The sequence below is a fragment of the Arthrobacter sp. MYb227 genome (assembly GCF_002975435.1).
GTDB lineage: Bacteria > Actinomycetota > Actinomycetes > Actinomycetales > Micrococcaceae > Paeniglutamicibacter.
Map to the genome: position 1 here is coordinate 92,234 of NZ_PCPT01000010.1, position 18,616 is coordinate 110,849.

At 56.3% G+C, this 18,616-nt stretch carries 18 protein-coding genes; 14 read left to right on the forward strand and 4 right to left on the reverse strand.

Annotated features, from left to right (window positions below):
* The first annotated feature begins 60 nt into the window (after positions 1-60).
* The 6 genes from CQ018_RS16225 to CQ018_RS16250 all read left to right on the forward strand — a co-directional run bounded on the left by CQ018_RS16225 (position 61) and on the right by CQ018_RS16250 (position 6,980).
* On the forward strand, positions 61-1,329 hold the full coding sequence (locus CQ018_RS16225; RefSeq protein WP_146111933.1) for a peptidoglycan DD-metalloendopeptidase family protein: 1,269 nt from the start codon (positions 61-63) through the stop codon (positions 1,327-1,329).
* Between the two features lie 240 nt (positions 1,330-1,569).
* Complete coding sequence (locus CQ018_RS16230) at positions 1,570-3,384, forward strand: peptidoglycan DD-metalloendopeptidase family protein (protein WP_181149932.1); 1,815 nt, start codon at positions 1,570-1,572, stop codon at positions 3,382-3,384.
* A gap of 177 nt (positions 3,385-3,561) precedes the next feature.
* Positions 3,562-4,584, forward strand: coding sequence for a class II fructose-bisphosphate aldolase (fbaA, locus tag CQ018_RS16235; RefSeq protein WP_105551061.1), 1,023 nt, complete (start codon positions 3,562-3,564; stop codon positions 4,582-4,584).
* Positions 4,585-4,586: 2 nt separating this feature from the next.
* Positions 4,587-5,003 (forward strand): DUF3151 domain-containing protein, encoded by a 417-nt coding sequence (locus CQ018_RS16240; protein ID WP_105551062.1) that lies wholly within the window; start codon positions 4,587-4,589, stop codon positions 5,001-5,003.
* A 265-nt stretch (positions 5,004-5,268) separates the two neighbouring features.
* Complete coding sequence (locus CQ018_RS16245) at positions 5,269-6,513, forward strand: hypothetical protein (RefSeq protein WP_105551063.1); 1,245 nt, start codon at positions 5,269-5,271, stop codon at positions 6,511-6,513.
* Positions 6,514-6,551: 38 nt separating this feature from the next.
* Positions 6,552-6,980: an SRPBCC family protein gene (locus CQ018_RS16250; protein ID WP_105551064.1), complete on the forward strand. Its 429-nt coding sequence runs from the start codon at positions 6,552-6,554 to the stop codon at positions 6,978-6,980.
* A 20-nt stretch (positions 6,981-7,000) separates the two neighbouring features.
* Here the strand turns inward: CQ018_RS16250 and CQ018_RS16255 are convergent, their stop codons facing one another.
* On the reverse strand, positions 7,001-7,507 hold the full coding sequence (locus CQ018_RS16255) for an Lrp/AsnC family transcriptional regulator (RefSeq protein WP_219844072.1): 507 nt from the start codon (positions 7,505-7,507) through the stop codon (positions 7,001-7,003).
* 114 nt (positions 7,508-7,621) lie between these two features.
* On the opposite strand from CQ018_RS16255, the gene kynU reads away from it, so the two are divergent.
* Complete coding sequence (gene kynU, locus CQ018_RS16260; protein ID WP_258142661.1) at positions 7,622-8,938, forward strand: kynureninase; 1,317 nt, start codon at positions 7,622-7,624, stop codon at positions 8,936-8,938.
* Positions 8,939-9,253: 315 nt separating this feature from the next.
* Complete coding sequence (locus tag CQ018_RS16265; RefSeq protein ID WP_105551066.1) at positions 9,254-9,880, forward strand: thymidine kinase; 627 nt, start codon at positions 9,254-9,256, stop codon at positions 9,878-9,880.
* A 37-nt stretch (positions 9,881-9,917) separates the two neighbouring features.
* Here the strand turns inward: CQ018_RS16265 and CQ018_RS16270 are convergent, their stop codons facing one another.
* Positions 9,918-10,493: a TetR family transcriptional regulator gene (locus CQ018_RS16270; protein ID WP_105551067.1), complete on the reverse strand. Its 576-nt coding sequence runs from the start codon at positions 10,491-10,493 to the stop codon at positions 9,918-9,920.
* An 82-nt stretch (positions 10,494-10,575) separates the two neighbouring features.
* Between CQ018_RS16270 and CQ018_RS16275 the strand changes: the two genes are divergently transcribed.
* The 5 genes from CQ018_RS16275 (at position 10,576) to CQ018_RS16295 (ending at position 15,828) form a co-directional block, all read left to right on the forward strand.
* Positions 10,576-10,980 carry a phage holin family protein gene (locus tag CQ018_RS16275; protein ID WP_105551068.1) on the forward strand — a complete coding sequence of 135 codons (405 nt, stop codon included), beginning with the start codon at positions 10,576-10,578 and terminating at the stop codon, positions 10,978-10,980.
* Between the two features lie 78 nt (positions 10,981-11,058).
* A complete protein-coding gene (locus CQ018_RS16280; protein WP_219844073.1) occupies positions 11,059-11,418 on the forward strand; it encodes a hypothetical protein in 360 nt (119 codons plus the stop codon).
* Between the two features lie 169 nt (positions 11,419-11,587).
* The gene (locus CQ018_RS16285) at positions 11,588-12,877 is read left to right on the forward strand and encodes an adenylosuccinate synthase (RefSeq protein WP_105551070.1); all 1,290 of its coding nucleotides are present in this window, start codon (positions 11,588-11,590) and stop codon (positions 12,875-12,877) included.
* 44 nt (positions 12,878-12,921) lie between these two features.
* A complete protein-coding gene (locus tag CQ018_RS16290; protein ID WP_105551071.1) occupies positions 12,922-14,217 on the forward strand; it encodes an AAA family ATPase in 1,296 nt (431 codons plus the stop codon).
* Positions 14,218-14,226: 9 nt separating this feature from the next.
* Complete coding sequence (locus CQ018_RS16295) at positions 14,227-15,828, forward strand: lipopolysaccharide assembly protein LapB (RefSeq protein WP_105551072.1); 1,602 nt, start codon at positions 14,227-14,229, stop codon at positions 15,826-15,828.
* 42 nt (positions 15,829-15,870) lie between these two features.
* Here the strand turns inward: CQ018_RS16295 and CQ018_RS16300 are convergent, their stop codons facing one another.
* On the reverse strand, positions 15,871-17,496 hold the full coding sequence (locus tag CQ018_RS16300; protein WP_105551073.1) for a DHA2 family efflux MFS transporter permease subunit: 1,626 nt from the start codon (positions 17,494-17,496) through the stop codon (positions 15,871-15,873).
* A gap of 97 nt (positions 17,497-17,593) precedes the next feature.
* On the opposite strand from CQ018_RS16300, the gene CQ018_RS16305 reads away from it, so the two are divergent.
* A complete protein-coding gene (locus CQ018_RS16305; protein WP_105551074.1) occupies positions 17,594-18,373 on the forward strand; it encodes a carbon-nitrogen hydrolase family protein in 780 nt (259 codons plus the stop codon).
* Between the two features lie 133 nt (positions 18,374-18,506).
* Here the strand turns inward: CQ018_RS16305 and CQ018_RS16310 are convergent.
* On the reverse strand, positions 18,507-18,616 hold a 110-nt coding region (locus CQ018_RS16310; RefSeq protein ID WP_146111934.1), incomplete at its 5' end, for an IS3 family transposase.

Here is an 18,616-nt window from a genome sequence, read left to right on the forward strand (position 1 = left end):
GGATTCCTGAAACGGAGTAATTCTCTGGTGAATAAGCATCAGGTCAATCATCCTTTACCGATGCCCACACCGTTGACCTCACGGCGAGAATTACGGGCCAAGCCCAAATCTTCAAGATTAGTAATTTTGGTTGTTGCAACCCTAGCGGCATTAGCGCTTTCGGCGATCCCTGTTTCTGGAGCCAGAGACGCCGATTCCATCTCAATTGCATCTCCTCAAGGTCCGCTTGAGGAAGCTTCTTTTCAGTCACCTGTCGCAGTTGGTCTACACGGTGGAGTCGATGCAATCCGCTGGGACGCAGAAAATATTACGAGCGCCGCCGCTGGTGCCGAACTGGCAGACGCCGCTGATCCTGACGCCATGCTCGGTGTTGCAGGGTCCGCCGCGCAGCTCGTGGGGCAAACAGCTGGCCCCTTGGGCGTATTACCGGCAGGACTCCAACTTATCCACCCGGTCTCCTCTAGGCGTATCACCAGCCCCTATGGATGGCGCAGCAACCCCACCGGTTCCGGTACACAAATTCATATTGGGCAGGACTACGCAATTGGGTGCGGCTCTCCGGTCTACGCAACTGCCGATGGCAAGGTGATCCAATCGGCTTGGGCCGGGCACTCGGGAATGCGTGTGACTATCGATCATGGCTCCAATGTCCGAACCGGCTACAGCCATAATTCAAAGCTCATTGCTTCGGTGGGCGATACCGTCAAACAGGGACAACTGATAGCGCTCAGTGGAACCACGGGGAACTCCACAGGGTGCCACGTCCATTTTGAAGTCATCATTGATGGTAGATGGAATGACCCACGGAACTTCTTGCCACTGATTCCTGGTCAGCCGAACCCGATGATTGATTCTCGACGAACCACCATTGCTGCGGCGCCAATCCGAAATACAGGAAAACCTCAAACCGACAACGGTAACGGTCATGACATCGAGGTGCCGATTCCGGAGAAGACCAAATCTGCTCCCGCTACCAAGTCAAGTCAAAACGGTCACTCACCGATGGATCCTAGTAAAGAAAACTCAGCTGCGCATTCGACCCCTTCCTCGGCACCCACCACGGCACTAAAACCCACTCCCGAAAGTCCCTCGGTCACAACGGGTGCTGGTAATTCCTCGTCAACGTCTTCACCCGAGCAAGAGCAACCGACTATCGGGCCGAGCGAAGAACCTTCACTGCCCGAGGCCACACCACCGACCAAGGCACCGCCCGAAACTGATATTCCGAAGCCTACGGATAATACTGGGAACGGGGCAGGGAAACGCCCGGGTCACAGTGAGTCAGATAGCATCAAAAAATCCGAAATTTTGGATTCTCCCGCTTCCTGATGCTCGACAAGCAAGGTCGTTCAAGACTCCCGGCAAGCTCGTGGAGGTACATCACTGGAAATTGGTGTGAAAAAATTCGGCTGCGCTCTATTTTCGTTAGCTTCTCTCGGCTACGGTAATGCTTAAGTGTTCAGTTATTGGGGTAGCTGAATCGAATGGCGCTTCTCTCGCTGTTTAACCATTCGTCGTTCATTTCCCTGATGTGGCGGACGGTTACATGCGAAAATGGGGGAGTTGACCTTGAAAAAACACCAAGTCAACCGTGTTTCTGGCAGGTATGCAAAGAAACGCCATAAACGCACGAGCAAACGCGTTGCGGCTCTTGGTGTTGGAATCAGTGCTGCCCTTGCATTAACTGGTGCGCCGGGACTCGGTGCGACCGCTCTACAATCGGTTCACAGCGAATCGCAACCAGAACAACTGATGGCCGTCTCTTATGTTGAACCAGTAAGTGTCGCATTGCTCAGCGGCGTTGATGCAATCAACTGGGAATCGTTGGAATTCACTAGCACGAGTCTTGAGCAAGAACTCTCTGAAAGAACTAAAAGTATTGTGGGCCTGCGCAGTAATCAAGGCCTGCGCAACGAGCAAGATACTTCGACGACAGTGCCGGGTCAGTCAAACGGACTAGAAACAACATTTATAGCGCGTCGTGCATCATTTCCCCTCGGCCAAAGTGCCGGTGCACTTAGCGCACTTCCGGGAAATTTGCAGCTGATTCATCCGGTGTCTTCTCGACATATCACGAGCCCTTACGGGTGGAGGAATAATCCGACAGGCAGCGGCACACAAATTCACATCGGGCAAGACTACTCAATTGCCTGCGGGTCCCCGGTTGTTGCAACAGAAGATGGAACGGTAATCCAATCGGCTTGGGCCGGACACTCGGGTATGCGGGTGACAATCGACCACGGGAACTCGGTTCGGACCGGTTACAGCCATAACTCAAAGTTGATTGCCAAAGTCGGGGATGTAGTCAAACAGGGTCAGCTCATTGCACTGAGCGGCACCACAGGTAATTCCACCGGGTGCCATGTGCATTTTGAGGTAATTATTAATGGGAAATGGAACGACCCACGTAATTTTCTGCCCGCTATCCCGGGCCAACCAAACCCATTCATCAATTCACGCAATACAACTATTACAGCTGAACCTATTCGTAATGCTGGAAGGCCGCGCCCTGGCACTCAAGGAATATACGATCTGGAATTGGTGATTCCTACAAAACCCAAGGACAAGGTCGAACCAACGCATCAGAACTCTGAATCACCGGCCAAAGTGCATGCCGAAAAGCCGGAACCAACACGAGTGGAGAAGCCCGAAACTCCCAAGGTCAAACCACCGAAGTCGGAAGTAGTGGCACCCGCAAAGCCTCACAAGCCCAAGCCGGTCAAGCCCGCCGAACACAAGCCAACGCCAACACCTGTTGCTAAGCCGAGCGATAAGCCCGTTCCGGAGCCCAAACCAATTCCCAAGCCAATACCTGTTGTTAAACCGAGCGATAAGCCCGTTCCGGAAGTCAAACCAAGTCCTAAACCGACACCGGAATCCTCTCCGAGTCCAGAGAGCGCAACGCCTACTGTTGCTCCGCCCAAGACAACGAAAGCCCCTAGTGCAGAAACAAAAGCAACAACACAGCAACAACATGCTGCAACTCCTACAGATAAAGCAGCAGCCGGATCTTCTGCTGCCTCGGTAGCGCCGAAAAATCAGCAGGTCCCAGCACCGAGCAGTCAAACACCAAGCAAGGTTGCCCAGAAGCAGGTCTCACAGGCACCGAAGCTTGAAAAGAAGAAAGAAGCAGCTGCGGATCAGGCACTTGAAACAAAGATGGCTTTGAAAACGGCAAAAGCAGCGCCCTTGAGCATCACCGCGGATCAAATGGAGGCCCCCGCAGCCGAGGCTGCCAAACAGGCCGTCACTGGACCCGATTCTCAAGATCCCGCTGACTTACTGGCCCATGATCCGGCAACGCCAGAAAAGCCAGCAGCTAAATCCGTGGAAGCCAAGACAATTCAAGGCCCGGCGGCCAAAGACTCCGAATCCAAGGAATAAGTTCCACGAGAAATGCGTCGAAACCCGTTCCTAAGATGACCGATTTGTTGGTGGGTCGTGCGACATGAGTTTATGGCTTCCCGTCATCTCGTCAGCGATCCATCCCACAAGTAGCTAGGATGGGAGTAGCCAACGAGGTCTACTCCCCACACATTCCTTATCTACACAGGAGTCAGTATGCCCATCGCATCCCCGGAACAATACAACGCAATGATTGATTCTGCGAAGGCCGGCGGCTACGCCTTCCCCGCAGTCAACGTGACGTCGTCGCAGACCTTGAATGCCGCACTTCGCGGCTTCGCTGAAGCAGAATCCGACGGAATCATTCAGGTTTCCACCGGTGGCGCAGCCTACTGGTCGGGTTCCTCCATCAAGAACATGGTCACCGGCTCTTTGGCCTTCGCAGCTTTCGCTCGCGAAGTTGCCAAGGGTTACGGCGTGAACATTGCCCTGCACACTGACCACTGCCCGGCGGACAAGCTCGACGATTTCGTCTTGCCGCTACTTGCAGCATCGGAGGCAGAGGTTGCTGCGGGTCGCAATCCATTCTTCAACTCCCACATGTGGGACGGCTCCGCGGAGACTCTCGAAGAAAACCTGCGTATCGCTGCCGAACTGCTGCCGCGTACCCACGCAGCCAAGCAGATCCTCGAAGTTGAAATTGGCGCCGTCGGCGGAGAAGAAGACGGCGTGGAAAACGCAATCAACGACAAGCTGTACTCCACCGTTGAGGATGCTCTGGCAACCATCGCAGCCCTTGGCACCGGCGAAAATGGCCGCTACATCACCGCGCTGACCTTCGGCAACGTGCACGGCATCTACAAGCCGGGCAACGTGAAGCTGCGTCCGGAACTGCTCAAGGATATCCAGGAACAGGTTGGTGCCAAGCTTGGCAAGACAAACCCATTTGACCTGGTCTTCCACGGCGGTTCGGGCTCCTCGGATCAGGAAATCGCCGACGCGGTTGCCTACGGAGTTATCAAGATGAACATCGATACCGACACCCAGTACGCATTCACTCGTCCGGTGGCTGGCCACATGCTTGCCAATTACGACGGTGTGCTGAAGGTCGATGGCGACATTGGCAACAAGAAGACCTATGACCCACGTGTCTGGGGTGCCAAGGCCGAAGAGTCAATGGCAGCCCGCATCGTTGAAGCAGCAAACCAGCTTGGTTCTGCAGGAAAGAGCTTGAAGTAAATATGTCCAATATTGGATCCAATCTGTTAGGCATCCCCGAGACCCTGTTGCCAGAAGACGTAGAAGTCAACGCTCGTCTGGCCGCTGGCGATGAAGCGGTGGACATTGCAGCAGCCTTCCCATCATCCTCGCTGGGATGGGCACTGCTTGCCGATGAGGCGCATTCAGAGGGCCACGTTGTTGAGTCCTACGCGTATGCACGCGTTGGCTACCACCGCGGCCTTGATGCCTTGCGCAAGGCCGGTTGGCGCGGACAGGGTCCGGTGCCGTGGCGCCACGAACCCAACCGTGGCTTCCTACGCTCGCTCTACGCTCTACAGCGTGCCGCTGCGGCCATTGGCGAGGCAGAAGAAGTTGACCGTATTTCTCGTTTCCTTAATGATTCGGATCCGCTGGCCGTAGCTGGAATCGAAGCATAGTAGCGAACTAAATTCGTCCTCCGGGCGTACCCACCGTGGGCCGTTCATATCCTCCTCATGAGGTATGAACGGCCCACGGTTTTTAACCGGGCCAGGATTTGTATTCAAATCGTGACTGGTCGAAAAGTGCGCAGTGCAATAGATTGAGTTTCAACGTCGTTTTCGCACCTCGACATTCATGGGTACTTTTGCCGGCCCTCGCCTGCGCTTAGAGCCCAAGCCCGTAACACCCAATTCATTTACACACTCTTGGGACAGGACCACCATGGCCTCTAAAATTCGTACAGCCCTGCTAAGCACGGCTGTTGCCTCTGGGCTGCTACTTTCCAATGCACCTGCATATGCAGCTCCCATCGTGGGGGACAGCACCGCGCTCGAAACTAAGATCGAGACAACGGAACCAGCACATGACGCTGGTTCTACTGATGATGTTCCCCTTGCTCAGGAACCTGCACCGCCAGCCCCAGTGAAGAGCCCAGAGCACGTTGCGCCGGAATCCGATCCGCTCTCGCAGGATGCGCCGCCTGCTGGCGACATCGTAGATGCAGACGAGCAAACTCCTGTCGTGGTGGATGACTCGGTAAACGCCGAAAATGATGATGCTTCAAACGAGTCGAGCTCAAGTTCAGCGGAACTCGATCAAGCAGCACAGCCCTCAACTGGTGAAGATCTGGCCCAGAACGCCGAAAATGCCGATGCGCAGACGACCGCCAGCACGGATGAGTCAGCTACCGACAGCTCCGACACCGGCGCGACTCCAGAGAACGGTAACGCCGACACAACCAACACGCCTGCAGGCACTGATGCCTCGCTGGCTCCGGCCACTTCCGAAAGTCCAGTGCCCACGGCTACAGAATCTTCGGATGAAGCAGACGACGGAACTGAGTCGGGCAGCGACGCCGAGATCGATGCGATGCTCACCTTCGATGAGTTCTTCGAGGGCCTCGAAATGCCACCTGGCTCGGAAAACTGGACCGAGGAGCAGTGGTTGGAATTCATGGAAACCGAAGAGGGTCAAGGGTTTACCGACGCCGTCCTCGAAGGCCTGCTAGATACTGAAGAGTTCAACGATATTGTCGATATCGTTATCGATTTCATGGATACCCAAGAGGACGTGTACCTCAAAGAGCTAAAGGACTACCTGCTTGATCTCTTCGGCGGCAATGAGGAATGGGCCATGGAAGCCTACAACGGAATGGCCGCAGAACTGAGAGCCCAAGGTTTCGATGTTGCTGACTGGACCAAAGACCAGGCTGAAGCAGAAACTACGCCTCCGGTAAAGCCCAAGCCCGAGATCAAGCCCGAGATCAAGCCAGCAGGCAATATCAAGCCTGTGGTGGATAAGAAGCCAGTCGTTGAGGCTGTCGTCAAACCCGTAGTCCAGGCCAAGAAGGATCAGTTGGCAGTGACCGGAACCGACGGAACGCTGCTCATGGGTGGTGCCGGTGTGCTCCTGGTTGGTGGAGGTGTGCTGGCCTTGGGCCTGCGCCGCAAGACACGCAAGCACTAACCGTTTCATTTCGGGCCAGTTCGTGACACGATTCGGCCATGACACGGTTAGAAGCCTTGAATATCCAGGAGCTTATTCACCTTCCCGTTTCGCGGGTGTGGGAATTGCTCACCGACTGGGTTGCCGCCCCGCAATGGATGCCGGGCGTTGACTCAATGGAAGCCGAACAGCTCACAAGCCCCGGAACAGTACTTGACTACCGTTCCGGGGCTCACGAGCGTCAGCTGGTGATCTCCGAATTGGTTGAGGAGCATAGCCTCACGCTCACCGCAGGTAGCGGTGATGTTGTAGTTTCCTACGCCTATGAACTTGCCGAATCTTCGGAGCAGTGTGTAGTGCGGTTGGTCATTTCGGTCCAACTTGCCGAAGAGTTGGAAACCCAAGCAGCGGAGCTCTTGGCATCAATTGCAGAATCTGAATCCAGCACCCTCACGGCACTACGGGACTACGCGCAATCCGCACCATAAGCACCATGGGTGTTTTGCAGCTAGGAGTTGGATGAAGTTTCGGGCGTGAGATGTTCGAAGACCAAGTTTGTTTGGGTTGAAGCGAACGCAGCCTTGGCACCCAAATGTTTAGCAACGAAATCTCGCAGGTCTTCAACGGATCGGCAAATGACGTGAACCAGAATGTCGGGAGTTCCGCCGAGTACAAAAACGTCTTGTACTTCCGGTAATCCTTGGAGTATTCGGGCAGCGTTGAGCATTTCGTGCCTGTAATCAGGACGGATCATCACGGAGACCATGGCGCTCACCTGCAGGCCCAACATTCTTGGATCAATGTCCGCATGAAATCCCCTGATAACACCTGCCTCTTGCAGCGCCCGAACGCGACCCAAACACGTTGAAGGTGCAATTCCTGCACGCGAAGCCAACAAATTATTGGGTGTTCGCGCATCCTTGCTGAGTTCTCGAAGGATCGTCAGATCCGTATCATCCAGTCGAACAGTGTTCATCTGCTGCTGATGATTTTTGATTGATTCCGAATTGAGCACGAATTTTCTCCCAATTTTTGTGCAGTTATTCAGCATACTATCAATCTAAAGCTGAATAATTCTATGATTGGCCAGAAGGCGTCCAAGAGTTCAGAACGCCTACTAGGTTCATCAATGTTGAAGAAGGACACGTACGTCTCCATGAGCATCCCCGCACTTAGCACCGCCCGCGAAAACCTGATTGAAAAAGACAAGAATGATGTGCTTGCCTCGTTCCGTGACCATTTTTCGCTGCCTGAAGGAATCATTTACCTTGATGGAAATTCCTTGGGCCCGCTCCCGTTGGGAGCAGCAGAGCGTGCCGCGGAGGTCATCAACAACGAATGGGCCCAGGGGCTCATTCGCTCATGGAATACTGCGGGCTGGTTTGAAATGCCCAGCCGACTGGGCGACAAGCTGTCCAAGCTCATTGGTGGCAATGACGGGGAAACGGTAGTCACCGACACCACCAGCCTGAACCTTTTCAAAGCCATTGCCTCCACCGTACGCATTCAACAGCAAGATGCCCCGGGGCGTCGAGTGATCCTGAGTGAACGCGACAATTTCCCCACCGATATTTACATCGCCGAGGGCATCAGCGACTTCCTGAACTCCGTGAAGGAAGAAACCGGAGAACACTACGAGGTCCGGCTGATCGACGAGACCCTCTCGCTGGAGGATGCCCTGGATGATTCGGTGGCGGTCCTGGCACTATCCCATGTGAACTACCGCACCGGTGCCATGTGGGACATGCACGCAGTGACGGACCAAGCGCATGCCGCAGGCGCACTAGTGATTTGGGACCTTGCCCATGCAGCTGGTGCGGTTCCTGTGGATCTGAACGGTTCAAATGCCGATTACGCGGTGGGCTGCACCTATAAGTACCTCAACGGTGGACCGGGCTCCCCGGCCTTTATCTGGGTTAACGCACGCCACCAAGGACGCTTCTGGCAGCCGCTCACCGGATGGTGGTCCCACGCCGCCCCATTCGAGATGACAGACTCCTACACGGCGGCCAACGACGTGCGCCGTTTCCTCTGTGGCACCCAGCCCATCGCCTCAATGGCCATGGTTGAATGCGGGCTCGACGTTTCTCTCGCCGCAGACATGGAACTCGTTCGTGCCAAATCATTGGCACTCACCGACCTGTTTATTTCTTTGGTCAATGAACGCTGTGGAGAGTTCGGGCTTGAACTGATTACCCCGGAAAATCATGCCGATCGCGGCAGCCACGTCAGCTTCCGACACCCGGAGGGCTACGCGATTATTCAGGCACTGATCGACCGCGGCGTCATCGGAGACTACCGCGAACCCGAGGTGCTGCGCTTTGGTATCACCCCGCTCTACCTGTCCTACACCGAGATTTGGGACGCGGTGGAAATCCTGCGCGACATCCTTGAGACCCAGGCCTGGGATGTTCCGGCCTATAAGAACCGCAACGCGGTCACCTAGGGAACTTTCACACAAAGAGCTTTGCCAGTAAGTCTCTGGTGCCTGGAATGCAGAAGGGCGCATGTGCATTCCAGGTTCCGAAGCGTGCTCCTCGTTGCTCTCAATACCGATTTCACCAAGCGACCCGAAAACGACCCATAGATAGTTCCTGACGGAAATCGTTTCTAACTTTTCGTGCTGGGTGGGTCGCTCGCGTGTGATGACACTTGAGCGGCGGTTCAGGTGTGAGTTGTGCGGGACTTTGCCCAGCCAGGTGCCCGTCGCCGTAGCCCAGCACATACAATCGTCCTCGGTGCCCAACACGAAAGGAACGATGTGGCGAAGCTTTACTTCCGCTATGGAGCAATGAACTCGGGTAAATCAACGGGTTTAATGCAGACCGCGTTTAATTACGAGGAACGTGGTCAGCGGGTGTTACTTGCCAAGCCAGGGATCGATACCAAGGGTGAATCAAGCATTATTTCGCGTTTGGGCATGAGTCGAAACGTTGATTTCTTGATTCCACCGGGCGCTAATGCTCGCGAACTCTTTACCAGCCATGCCGCCGGGGATGATCCTGATGCGCTGCTACAACACGTTGATGCTCCGCCGGTGGCTTGCCTCTTGGTTGACGAGGCGCAATTCCTTACCGCCAGCCAGGTAGACGACCTGTTCCGCATTGCGATACTTGATGATGTCCCGGTACTCGCTTACGGGATTCGGTCGGACTTTCGTACCAACGCATTCCCAGGGTCGCGGCGCTTGCTGGAAATTGCGCATTCTCTTGAAGAACTGAAAACCATTTGCCGTTGTGGACGCAAGGCAGTGTTCAATACGCGCAGGGTGGGAGACAAAATCATTTTCGACGGTGACCAGGTGGCCATCGATGGGGATGAGGTTTGGTACGAATCGCTCTGCGGATCGTGCTATTTGCAGGAATCCGGAGGACGGCTGGGGGAATAAGGGCCCACAAGACTGCCTTAAGACGAAATTTCGCGCGTCACTCGGCGCTGGCTGGGTGCTCCACGGCGAGCCCCTGAAGAATCACCCGGATACCGTACTCAAAGGCCTCCTGGCCCGAGCCTGCCGCGTGTGCGACGGCATCGGGTTCCTCGGCTAGGGCTCTTGCCTCTTGGTGGGCTGCAATGGATCCCAGTAGGTGGTTCAGCAATAGATGCCGTGCATAGAGCGCTTGATCCGCGGGGATGCCTGCGTGCTCTAGAAATTCCAGCAGCCAGCCAAGAGGGGCCAACGCCTCCGGACGCATGGTTTGGGCCAATTGAACGACTTCGGCCGAATCCGGAATAGTAAGCAAAGCACTGCGCAGTTGATCCAACAAAGCCGCAATGGCAAGGGGTGCCATCTGGCGCGTCGGCATACTTGGCTGCGGCACCTTGCCCAAAAGTTTCGCTGCAACATCAACAAGAAGCTCCTGCTTTGACTTCACATGCCAGTACAACGCACCCACCTGGACGTCGAGTTCGCGAGCTAGCCGACGCATTGAGAGGTCGGCCAACCCGAATTCGGAAAGCACGCTAACGGCAGCATCAATTAGTTGTTCACGAGTCAGGGCCATGTTCCCCAGTCTATGTTGAGCACAAAATTACTCGGCTCCAAGATGCTGCCCAAGTCAGCACGAGGGCCGTACACTCAAGAATATGATTAGGTTTCTGATTCGACTCGCGATTTTTGTGGTTTCCTCGGCGCTTGGCCTGGTGGTAACCAGTTTGATCCTGGACGGGTTCAACCTTCATATCTCGGGATTCATCGTTGCTGTATTGGTTTTTACCTTGGTGCAATCGATTATTACCCCCTTCGTGGCAACCATGGCCAGAAAATATGCCTCCGCATTCCTCGGCGGGGTGGGCTTGGTTGCAACTGCATTGGCGCTTTTCGTGGCGCAATTGTTTTCCACCGGCCTGAGTATCGAGGGCGCGAGTACCTGGGTCATTGGAACACTTCTGGTGTGGCTGATCAGTGCATTGGGAACGTTCTTGCTTCCCCTGTGGTGGTTGCGTGAAAAGAGAGCGTCGCGCAAGGCCGCGAACACAACCGAAACGTAGGAAGAAAAAATAACCGTCGGGAAAAACAGCCACCCTTGATGTCTCGACGAACCGACTAAAGCGGGGTTTGATGGGGTCATGAGTATTCAATTCCCAACGCCAGGGGCAATGGCCGAGTACCAACGGATCAGCCGTGCGCTGCTCGGCGAGGGAGTCAGCTCGGGCAAGATGTTCGGCAAGGACGCCCTGAAATTTGAATCCAAGGCAATTGCCTGCCTGCTTCAAGACACCATGGCGTTCAAAGTGGGCCGCGACAGCGCGGCAATGGCCAAGGCCATGAAACATCCCGGAGCGGAGCTCTTTGACCCCTCGGGCCAAGGCCGGCCCTTCAAAGATTGGGTGGCGGTTCCCGAATCTTCGATTGAACGCTGGGAAGAGCTGGCCAACGCCGCATTATCTGCGGCAATTGACCCCGAAGACGAGGCTGAGAAACCATGAATCAACGCTGGGATGGTTCATCGGGTAAACTCGTGACGTAAGAGCCCCTTACTGTTCTTCCTGATCCATGCGTGGGCATTCGAAGAACGAGGGGCATTTCTGCGCCCGGCACCGCCGGGACCCGGCATATTGTGCCGGCCGCGCTGAACCGAGCAAGGGGGAGGATCCCATGCCAGCAATCGTGATCGTCGGAGCCCAGTGGGGCGACGAAGGCAAAGGCAAAGCCACAGACCTTTTGGGTGGCCAGGTCGACTATGTTGTGAAGCCAAACGGTGGAAACAACGCAGGCCATACAGTTGTCGTCGGCGGTGAAAAGTATGAGCTCAAGCTCCTGCCCGCCGGCATTCTTTCGCCAAACGCCACACCCATCATTGGCAACGGCTGTGTAGTAAACCTTGAAGCGCTTTTCGAGGAAATCGAAGGGCTAGAGGCCCGCGGAGCGGATACCTCTAAGCTGCGTGTTTCCGCAAACGCACACCTGGTGGCCCCGTACCACCAGACCATGGACAAGGTCACCGAACGCTTCCTAGGTAAGCGTGCCATTGGCACCACCGGACGCGGCATTGGCCCTGCCTACATGGACAAGATCGGCCGCCTAGGCATCCGCGTGCAGGACGTCTTTGACGAGTCAATCCTGCGCCAAAAGGTTGAAGGTGCCCTGCACCAGAAAAACCAGCTACTGGTCAAGGTCTACAACCGTCGTGGCGTCGAAGTTGACGAGATCGTCAACTACTTCCTGTCCTTCGCTGAGCGTCTACGCCCCATGGTTGTTGACGCAACCCTGATGCTTAACAACGCGCTCGATGAGGGCAAAGTTGTGCTCATGGAGGGCGGCCAGGCTACCTTCTTGGATGTCGACCATGGAACCTACCCGTTCGTGACCTCCTCGAACCCCACCGCCGGTGGTGCGTCGGTAGGCTCGGGCATCGGCCCGACCCGCATTAGCCGGTCGATCGGCATCATCAAGGCCTACACCACCCGTGTTGGCGCCGGACCGTTCCCCACCGAACTGTTCGACGACATGGGCGAATACCTGCAGAAGACGGGTGGCGAATTTGGTGTCAACACCGGTCGCCCACGTCGTTGCGGTTGGTATGACGCTGTCTTGGCTCGCCACGCCTCGCGCGTCAACGGCTTCACCGACTACTTCGTGACCAAGCTCGATGTGCTTTCGAACATTGAGAAGATCCCGGTATGTGTTGCCTACGATGTTGACGGGGTGCGCCACGACGAAATGCCGATGACGCAGACCGACTTCCACCACGCCAAGCCGATCTTCGAATACTTCGATGGCTGGACCGAGGACATCACCACGGCCCGCACCATGGAAGACCTTCCGGAGAACGCACGCAACTACGTGCTGGCGCTCGAGGCCATGAGCGGTACCCGCTTCTCGGCCATTGGTGTTGGACCGGATCGTGAACAGACAATCGTGCGTCACGATCTGATCAACGACTAGCATTACCTGCACACGCGAGGGCGTGGTGCGGATTGGATAAGAGTATGAACGAACAACTTTTGACCAGCCTGCGCCACGCCCTTGCTGTGTCACCAGAGGATACGACGCTGCGCCTGCACGTCGCCGAGCTACTACACGCGGCAAACCGTAACGCCGAGGCCCTTGCCGAGGTCAACCACGTGATTCAGCAGGAGCCAGGAGATCCGCGGGCCTTGGGGCTACTGGGCAAGATTGCGGCATCCCTCACAGGACTTCCGCCGGCCGGCTCGGTGCAGCAAGCGCCGGCGGCACCAGCGAGTCAAGACCCCGACGTCGCTGAGGGAGCTACGGAAGCCGTACCGACCCCGGCCGAGTTCGATTGGGACGCGGCAAGCCGGGAACTCGGGGAGTCGGTTCCGGCGCCCTTCGTGAACGCCGAACCGGTGGCCATGGGATCCGATGTTGAGGGTGTTGCCTCCATCGAACCCGAGGCTCCGGTCATCACCCTGGCAGATGTTGGGGGACTGAAAAACGTCAAACAACGCCTCGAAGAGTCGTTCCTAGCACCCATGCGACATAGCGAAATTGCCAAGGCTTTTGGTAAATCACTGCGTGGCGGGTTGCTGCTCTATGGGCCGCCGGGCTGCGGAAAAACCTTTCTAGCTCGTGCGGTGGCCGGAGAGCTTGGCGCGCGGTTCATGTCTGTGGTGATGACCGACGTACTTTCGGCATATATGGGCCAGACGGAAAAGAATCTCAAAGCGGTATTTGATGCCGCGCGCGCCGAAACGCCAACGGTGCTCTTCCTCGATGAGGTCGATGCGCTGGGCATGCGTCGTGGCTCGCTCACCGGTGGTGCATCCTGGCTGCGGCAAATGGTGAACCAACTGTTGTTGGAAATGGATTCGATGGCCGGAAACAACGATGGCCTGTACATTCTTGCGGCAACCAATCATCCGTGGGATCTAGATGAGGCATTGTTGCGCCCGGGCAGATTGGACCGTTCGGTGCTTGTTACCCCGCCGGATGCCAGCGCCCGCAGCGCAATCTTGCGCTATCACTTAGCCAAGCGACCCCTTGCCGGAATTGATCTGCCCGCGTTGACCAAGCGCACCGAGAACCTCTCGGGTGCCGATCTAGAACACCTGTGTACGACTGCCGCGGAGAAAGCAATGATGGCCTCCATCAAGGCAAACCAGGTGGTTCCCTTGGATATGAGCCACCTAGAAATGGCATTGAGCGAGGTCAAGGCCTCCACCCTGCCGTGGCTTGAATCTGCCCGTAACGTCGTGCGTTTCTCCAATGAACACGGCAGATATGACGAGCTGGCCAGCTACCTACGTGCTCGAAAGATGCTTTAGCCCACCATCATGGCAACACCAATAACCATCGAGCTATTGCACGCCCGCGTGCAAGGACTTAACGCGGCCTCGCGCCCCGCCGAAGCCTTAGATCTGGTGTCAGGTCAAGTAGAACATCTTGGAGACGATTCACGTTTTTGGATCATCTTTGGATTCGCCCTGCTGGCCCAGGATCGGGTAGCTGATGCTCAAGCAGCGGCGCAGCAAGCCGCCCAATTAGAGCCCGACTCCGCACGGGTACTGAACCTGTTGATTTGTTGTGCCCATGATGCGGGCGAGCATGAGCGGGCCGTAGAACTCGCCCACCAATTGGTCGTCGTCGATCCCACCGAAGCCCAAGGGCACTACTGGATCGCCGTGCTCTATGGAGGTAAACCACAGAGCCGAAATGACCTCGAACGGGCAGCAGATGCAATTGCCCACGCGTTGCACCTGAACCCGATGGACCCAGAATATTATCGCTTGGCCGCGCTAATCGCTGACCTATCCGGCAAGACCTCGCTGGCTCACGAATATTTGCGCACCGGGCTTCAAATCGATCCCAACAACAGTTCATTGTTGGTAGCCTCCGGCCAGATCGACGGAGCTAAAAAAGTTGTGGGGGAGCGCAGCGACGTGCTGCGCTCGGTGCTTGCTGTGAACCCGATGGATTCCACAGCACAGGACGAATTATCCGAACATTTCTTGTTCAGGCTCCTGTCCTTGGGGCGATTGCCATGGTTGCATGCAATCTTTGCAGCGCTTTCACTATCGATGGCGCAAGGACTCTGGGGTGTACTGGTGAGCCTCGCCCTGATGCTGCTCTTTGCGGGTCTTGGTTGGCGGAATTATCGTAGCGCGGCAAGCGGGATGCCCGCGGGTTACCCGGCCGAAATTCTACGCACCAACTCCTCGGCACGCCGCGGCATATACCTGCTGGGAGCCTCGGTTCTGGGCATCGGCCTAGGGTCCGTGATTGCAGCGCCGATGGAAAACCAGGTGCCCGGACTATTACTGCTGGGCGCCGGCGCAATGACGGGATTTATTGGCGAAATTTTGTTGCATAAATCTGCCGGGGCACCCGTCGGCGGCGAAGCTACCGATCATGACAAGCTGCGCTATAAACACCGCCGCTTTGGACTGCTCATCGATGGACATAGCCCAAGATTTTGGTGGGGTTTGGTCTGTGTACTGAGCCTTGGCTTTAGCCTGGAGTTTGCCTCCGCGGCTACCGGAATGGCGTTGCTGATCGGCGCCGGCTGGCTGCTGGGGATAGGCTGGCAATTACTGTACTGGGTACTGCGGATGGGGCGCGGGAACAATCCCTGGTCGAAGTCCAAGAGCCTCAAAACGAAGGCAAAATTTGGGTGGATGGCGCGCGCCGCAGGGGGAATGCAAGGAGCCTATTATTTGGGTCTACATCTGATCTTCCCGGCCCTGATCATGAGCATGGGAATCTCGCTTTTTATTGGAGAGTCATTTACCTCAAATAATCTCGAAGCTCCCGTGCAACACATTGATCATTCACGGCTCGCACCGGTAGTTCCCTCACCCGTGGTGCCGTCGATGGATTTTAGTATTCCCACGCTGCCAAGCTTTGATTTTGATCGGTTAACCGAAGGCACCGACTGAAAATGGCTTAGGGGTCTGAGCCTGGCTCCCGAGTCCCTATGCCTAGACCTCGTGGGTGGACTGGATGCGTACCGCGGCACGGGCCGCCCGGCTCACCTGTAGCGAGCCCAACCAGCCGATGACCAACGCAATCACCGAAGCAATGATTGCCGCCTGCACACCGGAGGTGAAGGCATCGGTCATGGCTCTTGTAACTTGCGCAGTTTGTGGCCCGAACATGGAGGGCGAATGCTGGATTTGCGGGATGATACCGCCCGCGGAATCGCTAAGTTTCTGCGCCCATGAGCCGGCATCTAGGCCTTTGATGTTTAATGCGCTAAGCGAGGTGGTTGCCGCGTGTGTTGTGGCAATCGCCAAGACACTTCCGGCAATTGCCGTACCTAGGCCGGAGCCAAGCTGACGCAAGGTACTTTGGGTTGCCGAACCCTGACCCGAAGCCTCGGTTGGGATATCCCGCAGTACAGTGCTTGTCAGCTGCGCCGAGGCCAGTCCAAGACCTAGGCCGTAGAAGACCAGCAGGGCGATCATCGGGACCAGTGGGGAGCCGATCCCCAGGATCCAAGCCAAACCAAGAACACCGATAATTTCCATGCCTAGGCCCAGGACCACCACCCGGTCGGCGCCGAGCCGCGCGGCGAGGTGTCGGGCCATTGCTCCGGAGAGGAACGCGCCGGCGGCCATACCGGCGAGGATGAGCCCGGCCCCCATAGCGTCGTTGCCCAACACATTGATGAGGAACAGTGGCAGCACCAACAGCAAACCAAACTCACCGACGGCAACCATCATTGCTGTTGCGTTGCCCCACGAGAACGTCGTGTAGGAGAACAGGGAAAGATCCAGCAGGGTGCTCAGGCCCTTCTTACTGCGGGTCAACTCCCACAGCACAAATGCCACAAGGGAAAGAATGGCAAGTAGGCCGAAGACCGGGATCAAGGAAAGCGCAGCATCCGCGGGCCACGTGAAGGGGCCAATGTTTGCCGCCGTCTTCGGGGTCCACCACCCCCAGCTTGGACCCTCAATGAGCGCGAAGACCAGCAAACCAAAGCCGATGGCGCTGAGCAGTACGCCCAAAACGTCTACGCCGCGTTCCTTATGCTCAATAGTTGTTTCCGGAACCACTTTCCAGATGCCCCAGAGTACAAGCAGACCTAGCGGAAGATTGACCCAAAAGATCCAGCGCCAGTCGAGGTAGGTAGTAAACGCACCGCCAAGTAGCGGGCCGATTGCCGCGGCACCTGACATCACAGCACCCCAGACGCCAAAGGCAGCTGCGCGTTCCTTGCCGCGGAAGATCGAGTTGACGCTCGAGAGTGTCGAGGGCAGAACCGCTGCACCGCCAATACCTTGTATAGCACGGGCGCCAATCAAAGCTGCGGCGTTTGGCGACATTGCGGCAATCAGGCTGCCGGCCACAAATAGTGTCACGCCAATGGCCAGCAGTTTGCGGCGGCCAATCCGATCTCCCAACCGCCCAGCGGTCATCAACAAGGCGGCCAGCACCACCGAGTAGAGCGAATTTACCCACTGGGCCTGTGTGAGGTCCATGCCGAGGGCATCGATCATGCTCGGGAGAGAAACCCCGACGATGGTTCCGTCAAGAACGATCATCGCCAGAGAGCCGGCAAGCACTGCCAAAGCTAACCATCTACTGTCATGTTTCCCCGTCATATTTCACACACTACGACTAACAAGGAGCATAGGGAATCCACCAAACGGGGGATAGTCGCTAGGCTTGACTAAAGGACCGCAACGAAAGGGAACCGTCATGAAGGTCAGTGTCGGACAATTTGCACCCACGGGCTCTGTCGCCCAGAACCTCGAGACCATGGCCGGGCTTGCCGCCAAGGCCCATGCCGAAGGCTCTGATTTACTGCTGTTTCCCGAAGAAGCAATGCTCGCCGTCTCCAAGGTCGATGGATCACTGGCGGATGCGGTGGCAGGTAACTGGACAAAATTTGTGCAGCAGCTTTCCTTCATTGCGGCAGAAAACCAGATAGCAATCGTTGCCGGCGGCTACGAGGACTCCGGGGACGCACGCCCCTACAACACGGTTGCCGCCGTGGGCGCGGATGGAAAAATCTTGGGCACCTACCGCAAGATTCACCTTTACGATGCATTCTCCTACCAAGAATCAAACACGATCACCGCAGGACCTGTAGAAAACGTCCCGGTCATTGAAATTGGTGAGCTCAAGTTCGGCATCCTAACCTGCTATGACCTGCGCTTCCCTGAAATCTCTCGACGTTTGGCGCTCGCCGGTGCCGATGTTCTATTGGTTGCCGCAGCCTGGTTCAAGGGCGAGCACAAGATCGATCACTGGGAAACGTTGCTCAAAGCACGAGCGATCGAAAATACCGTATGGGTCGCGGCGGCCGGAACCAGCTCGAGCCATACGATTGGCCACTCGGCGATACTTGACCCGATGGGTGTGCCCATCGAATTCTTGGATGACGATGAAGAAGGCTTAGTGACAGTGGATGTCACCGCACGTCGCATTGAAGAAGTGCGTGAATTCTTACCGGTTTTGGCTAACCGTCGGCTTTAAAAAGTTGTAAGTACTGCCCATGCGCGGGGGCGGGTAGGTTCACCGATGGTGGGCCTGCTCGCCCCCATTGTTTGCGTAGGGGGGGTCTTCAATATGAACTGGACCCCGAAAGTTGGACTCGGTAAGTAAGAGTCTATGCCGCGAGTGCCTGAGCCCGATATTCCAAGGGGCTCAGGCACTGCAGCGTTAATGAGATTCGCTCATAGTTATACCAGTGGATGTAGTCATCTAGCTCGCTGGTGA

Bases quoted from the DNA above. Each gene is read 5' to 3' on its own strand.
- fbaA (WP_105551061.1), top strand. From the start codon at position 3,562: ATGCCCATCGCATCCCCGGAACAATACAACGCAATGATTGATTCTGCG.
- CQ018_RS16250 (WP_105551064.1), top strand. From the start codon at position 6,552: ATGACACGGTTAGAAGCCTTGAATATCCAGGAGCTTATTCACCTTCCC.
- CQ018_RS16285 (WP_105551070.1), top strand. From the start codon at position 11,588: ATGCCAGCAATCGTGATCGTCGGAGCCCAGTGGGGCGACGAAGGCAAA.
- CQ018_RS16295 (WP_105551072.1), top strand. From the start codon at position 14,227: ATGGCAACACCAATAACCATCGAGCTATTGCACGCCCGCGTGCAAGGA.
- CQ018_RS16240 (WP_105551062.1), top strand. From the start codon at position 4,587: ATGTCCAATATTGGATCCAATCTGTTAGGCATCCCCGAGACCCTGTTG.
- kynU (WP_258142661.1), top strand. From the start codon at position 7,622: ATGTTGAAGAAGGACACGTACGTCTCCATGAGCATCCCCGCACTTAGC.
- CQ018_RS16300 (WP_105551073.1), bottom strand. From the start codon at position 17,496: ATGACGGGGAAACATGACAGTAGATGGTTAGCTTTGGCAGTGCTTGCC.
- CQ018_RS16245 (WP_105551063.1), top strand. From the start codon at position 5,269: ATGGCCTCTAAAATTCGTACAGCCCTGCTAAGCACGGCTGTTGCCTCT.
- CQ018_RS16270 (WP_105551067.1), bottom strand. From the start codon at position 10,493: ATGGCCCTGACTCGTGAACAACTAATTGATGCTGCCGTTAGCGTGCTT.
- CQ018_RS16290 (WP_105551071.1), top strand. From the start codon at position 12,922: ATGAACGAACAACTTTTGACCAGCCTGCGCCACGCCCTTGCTGTGTCA.
- CQ018_RS16275 (WP_105551068.1), top strand. From the start codon at position 10,576: ATGATTAGGTTTCTGATTCGACTCGCGATTTTTGTGGTTTCCTCGGCG.
- CQ018_RS16280 (WP_219844073.1), top strand. From the start codon at position 11,059: ATGAGTATTCAATTCCCAACGCCAGGGGCAATGGCCGAGTACCAACGG.
- CQ018_RS16225 (WP_146111933.1), top strand. From the start codon at position 61: ATGCCCACACCGTTGACCTCACGGCGAGAATTACGGGCCAAGCCCAAA.
- CQ018_RS16305 (WP_105551074.1), top strand. From the start codon at position 17,594: ATGAAGGTCAGTGTCGGACAATTTGCACCCACGGGCTCTGTCGCCCAG.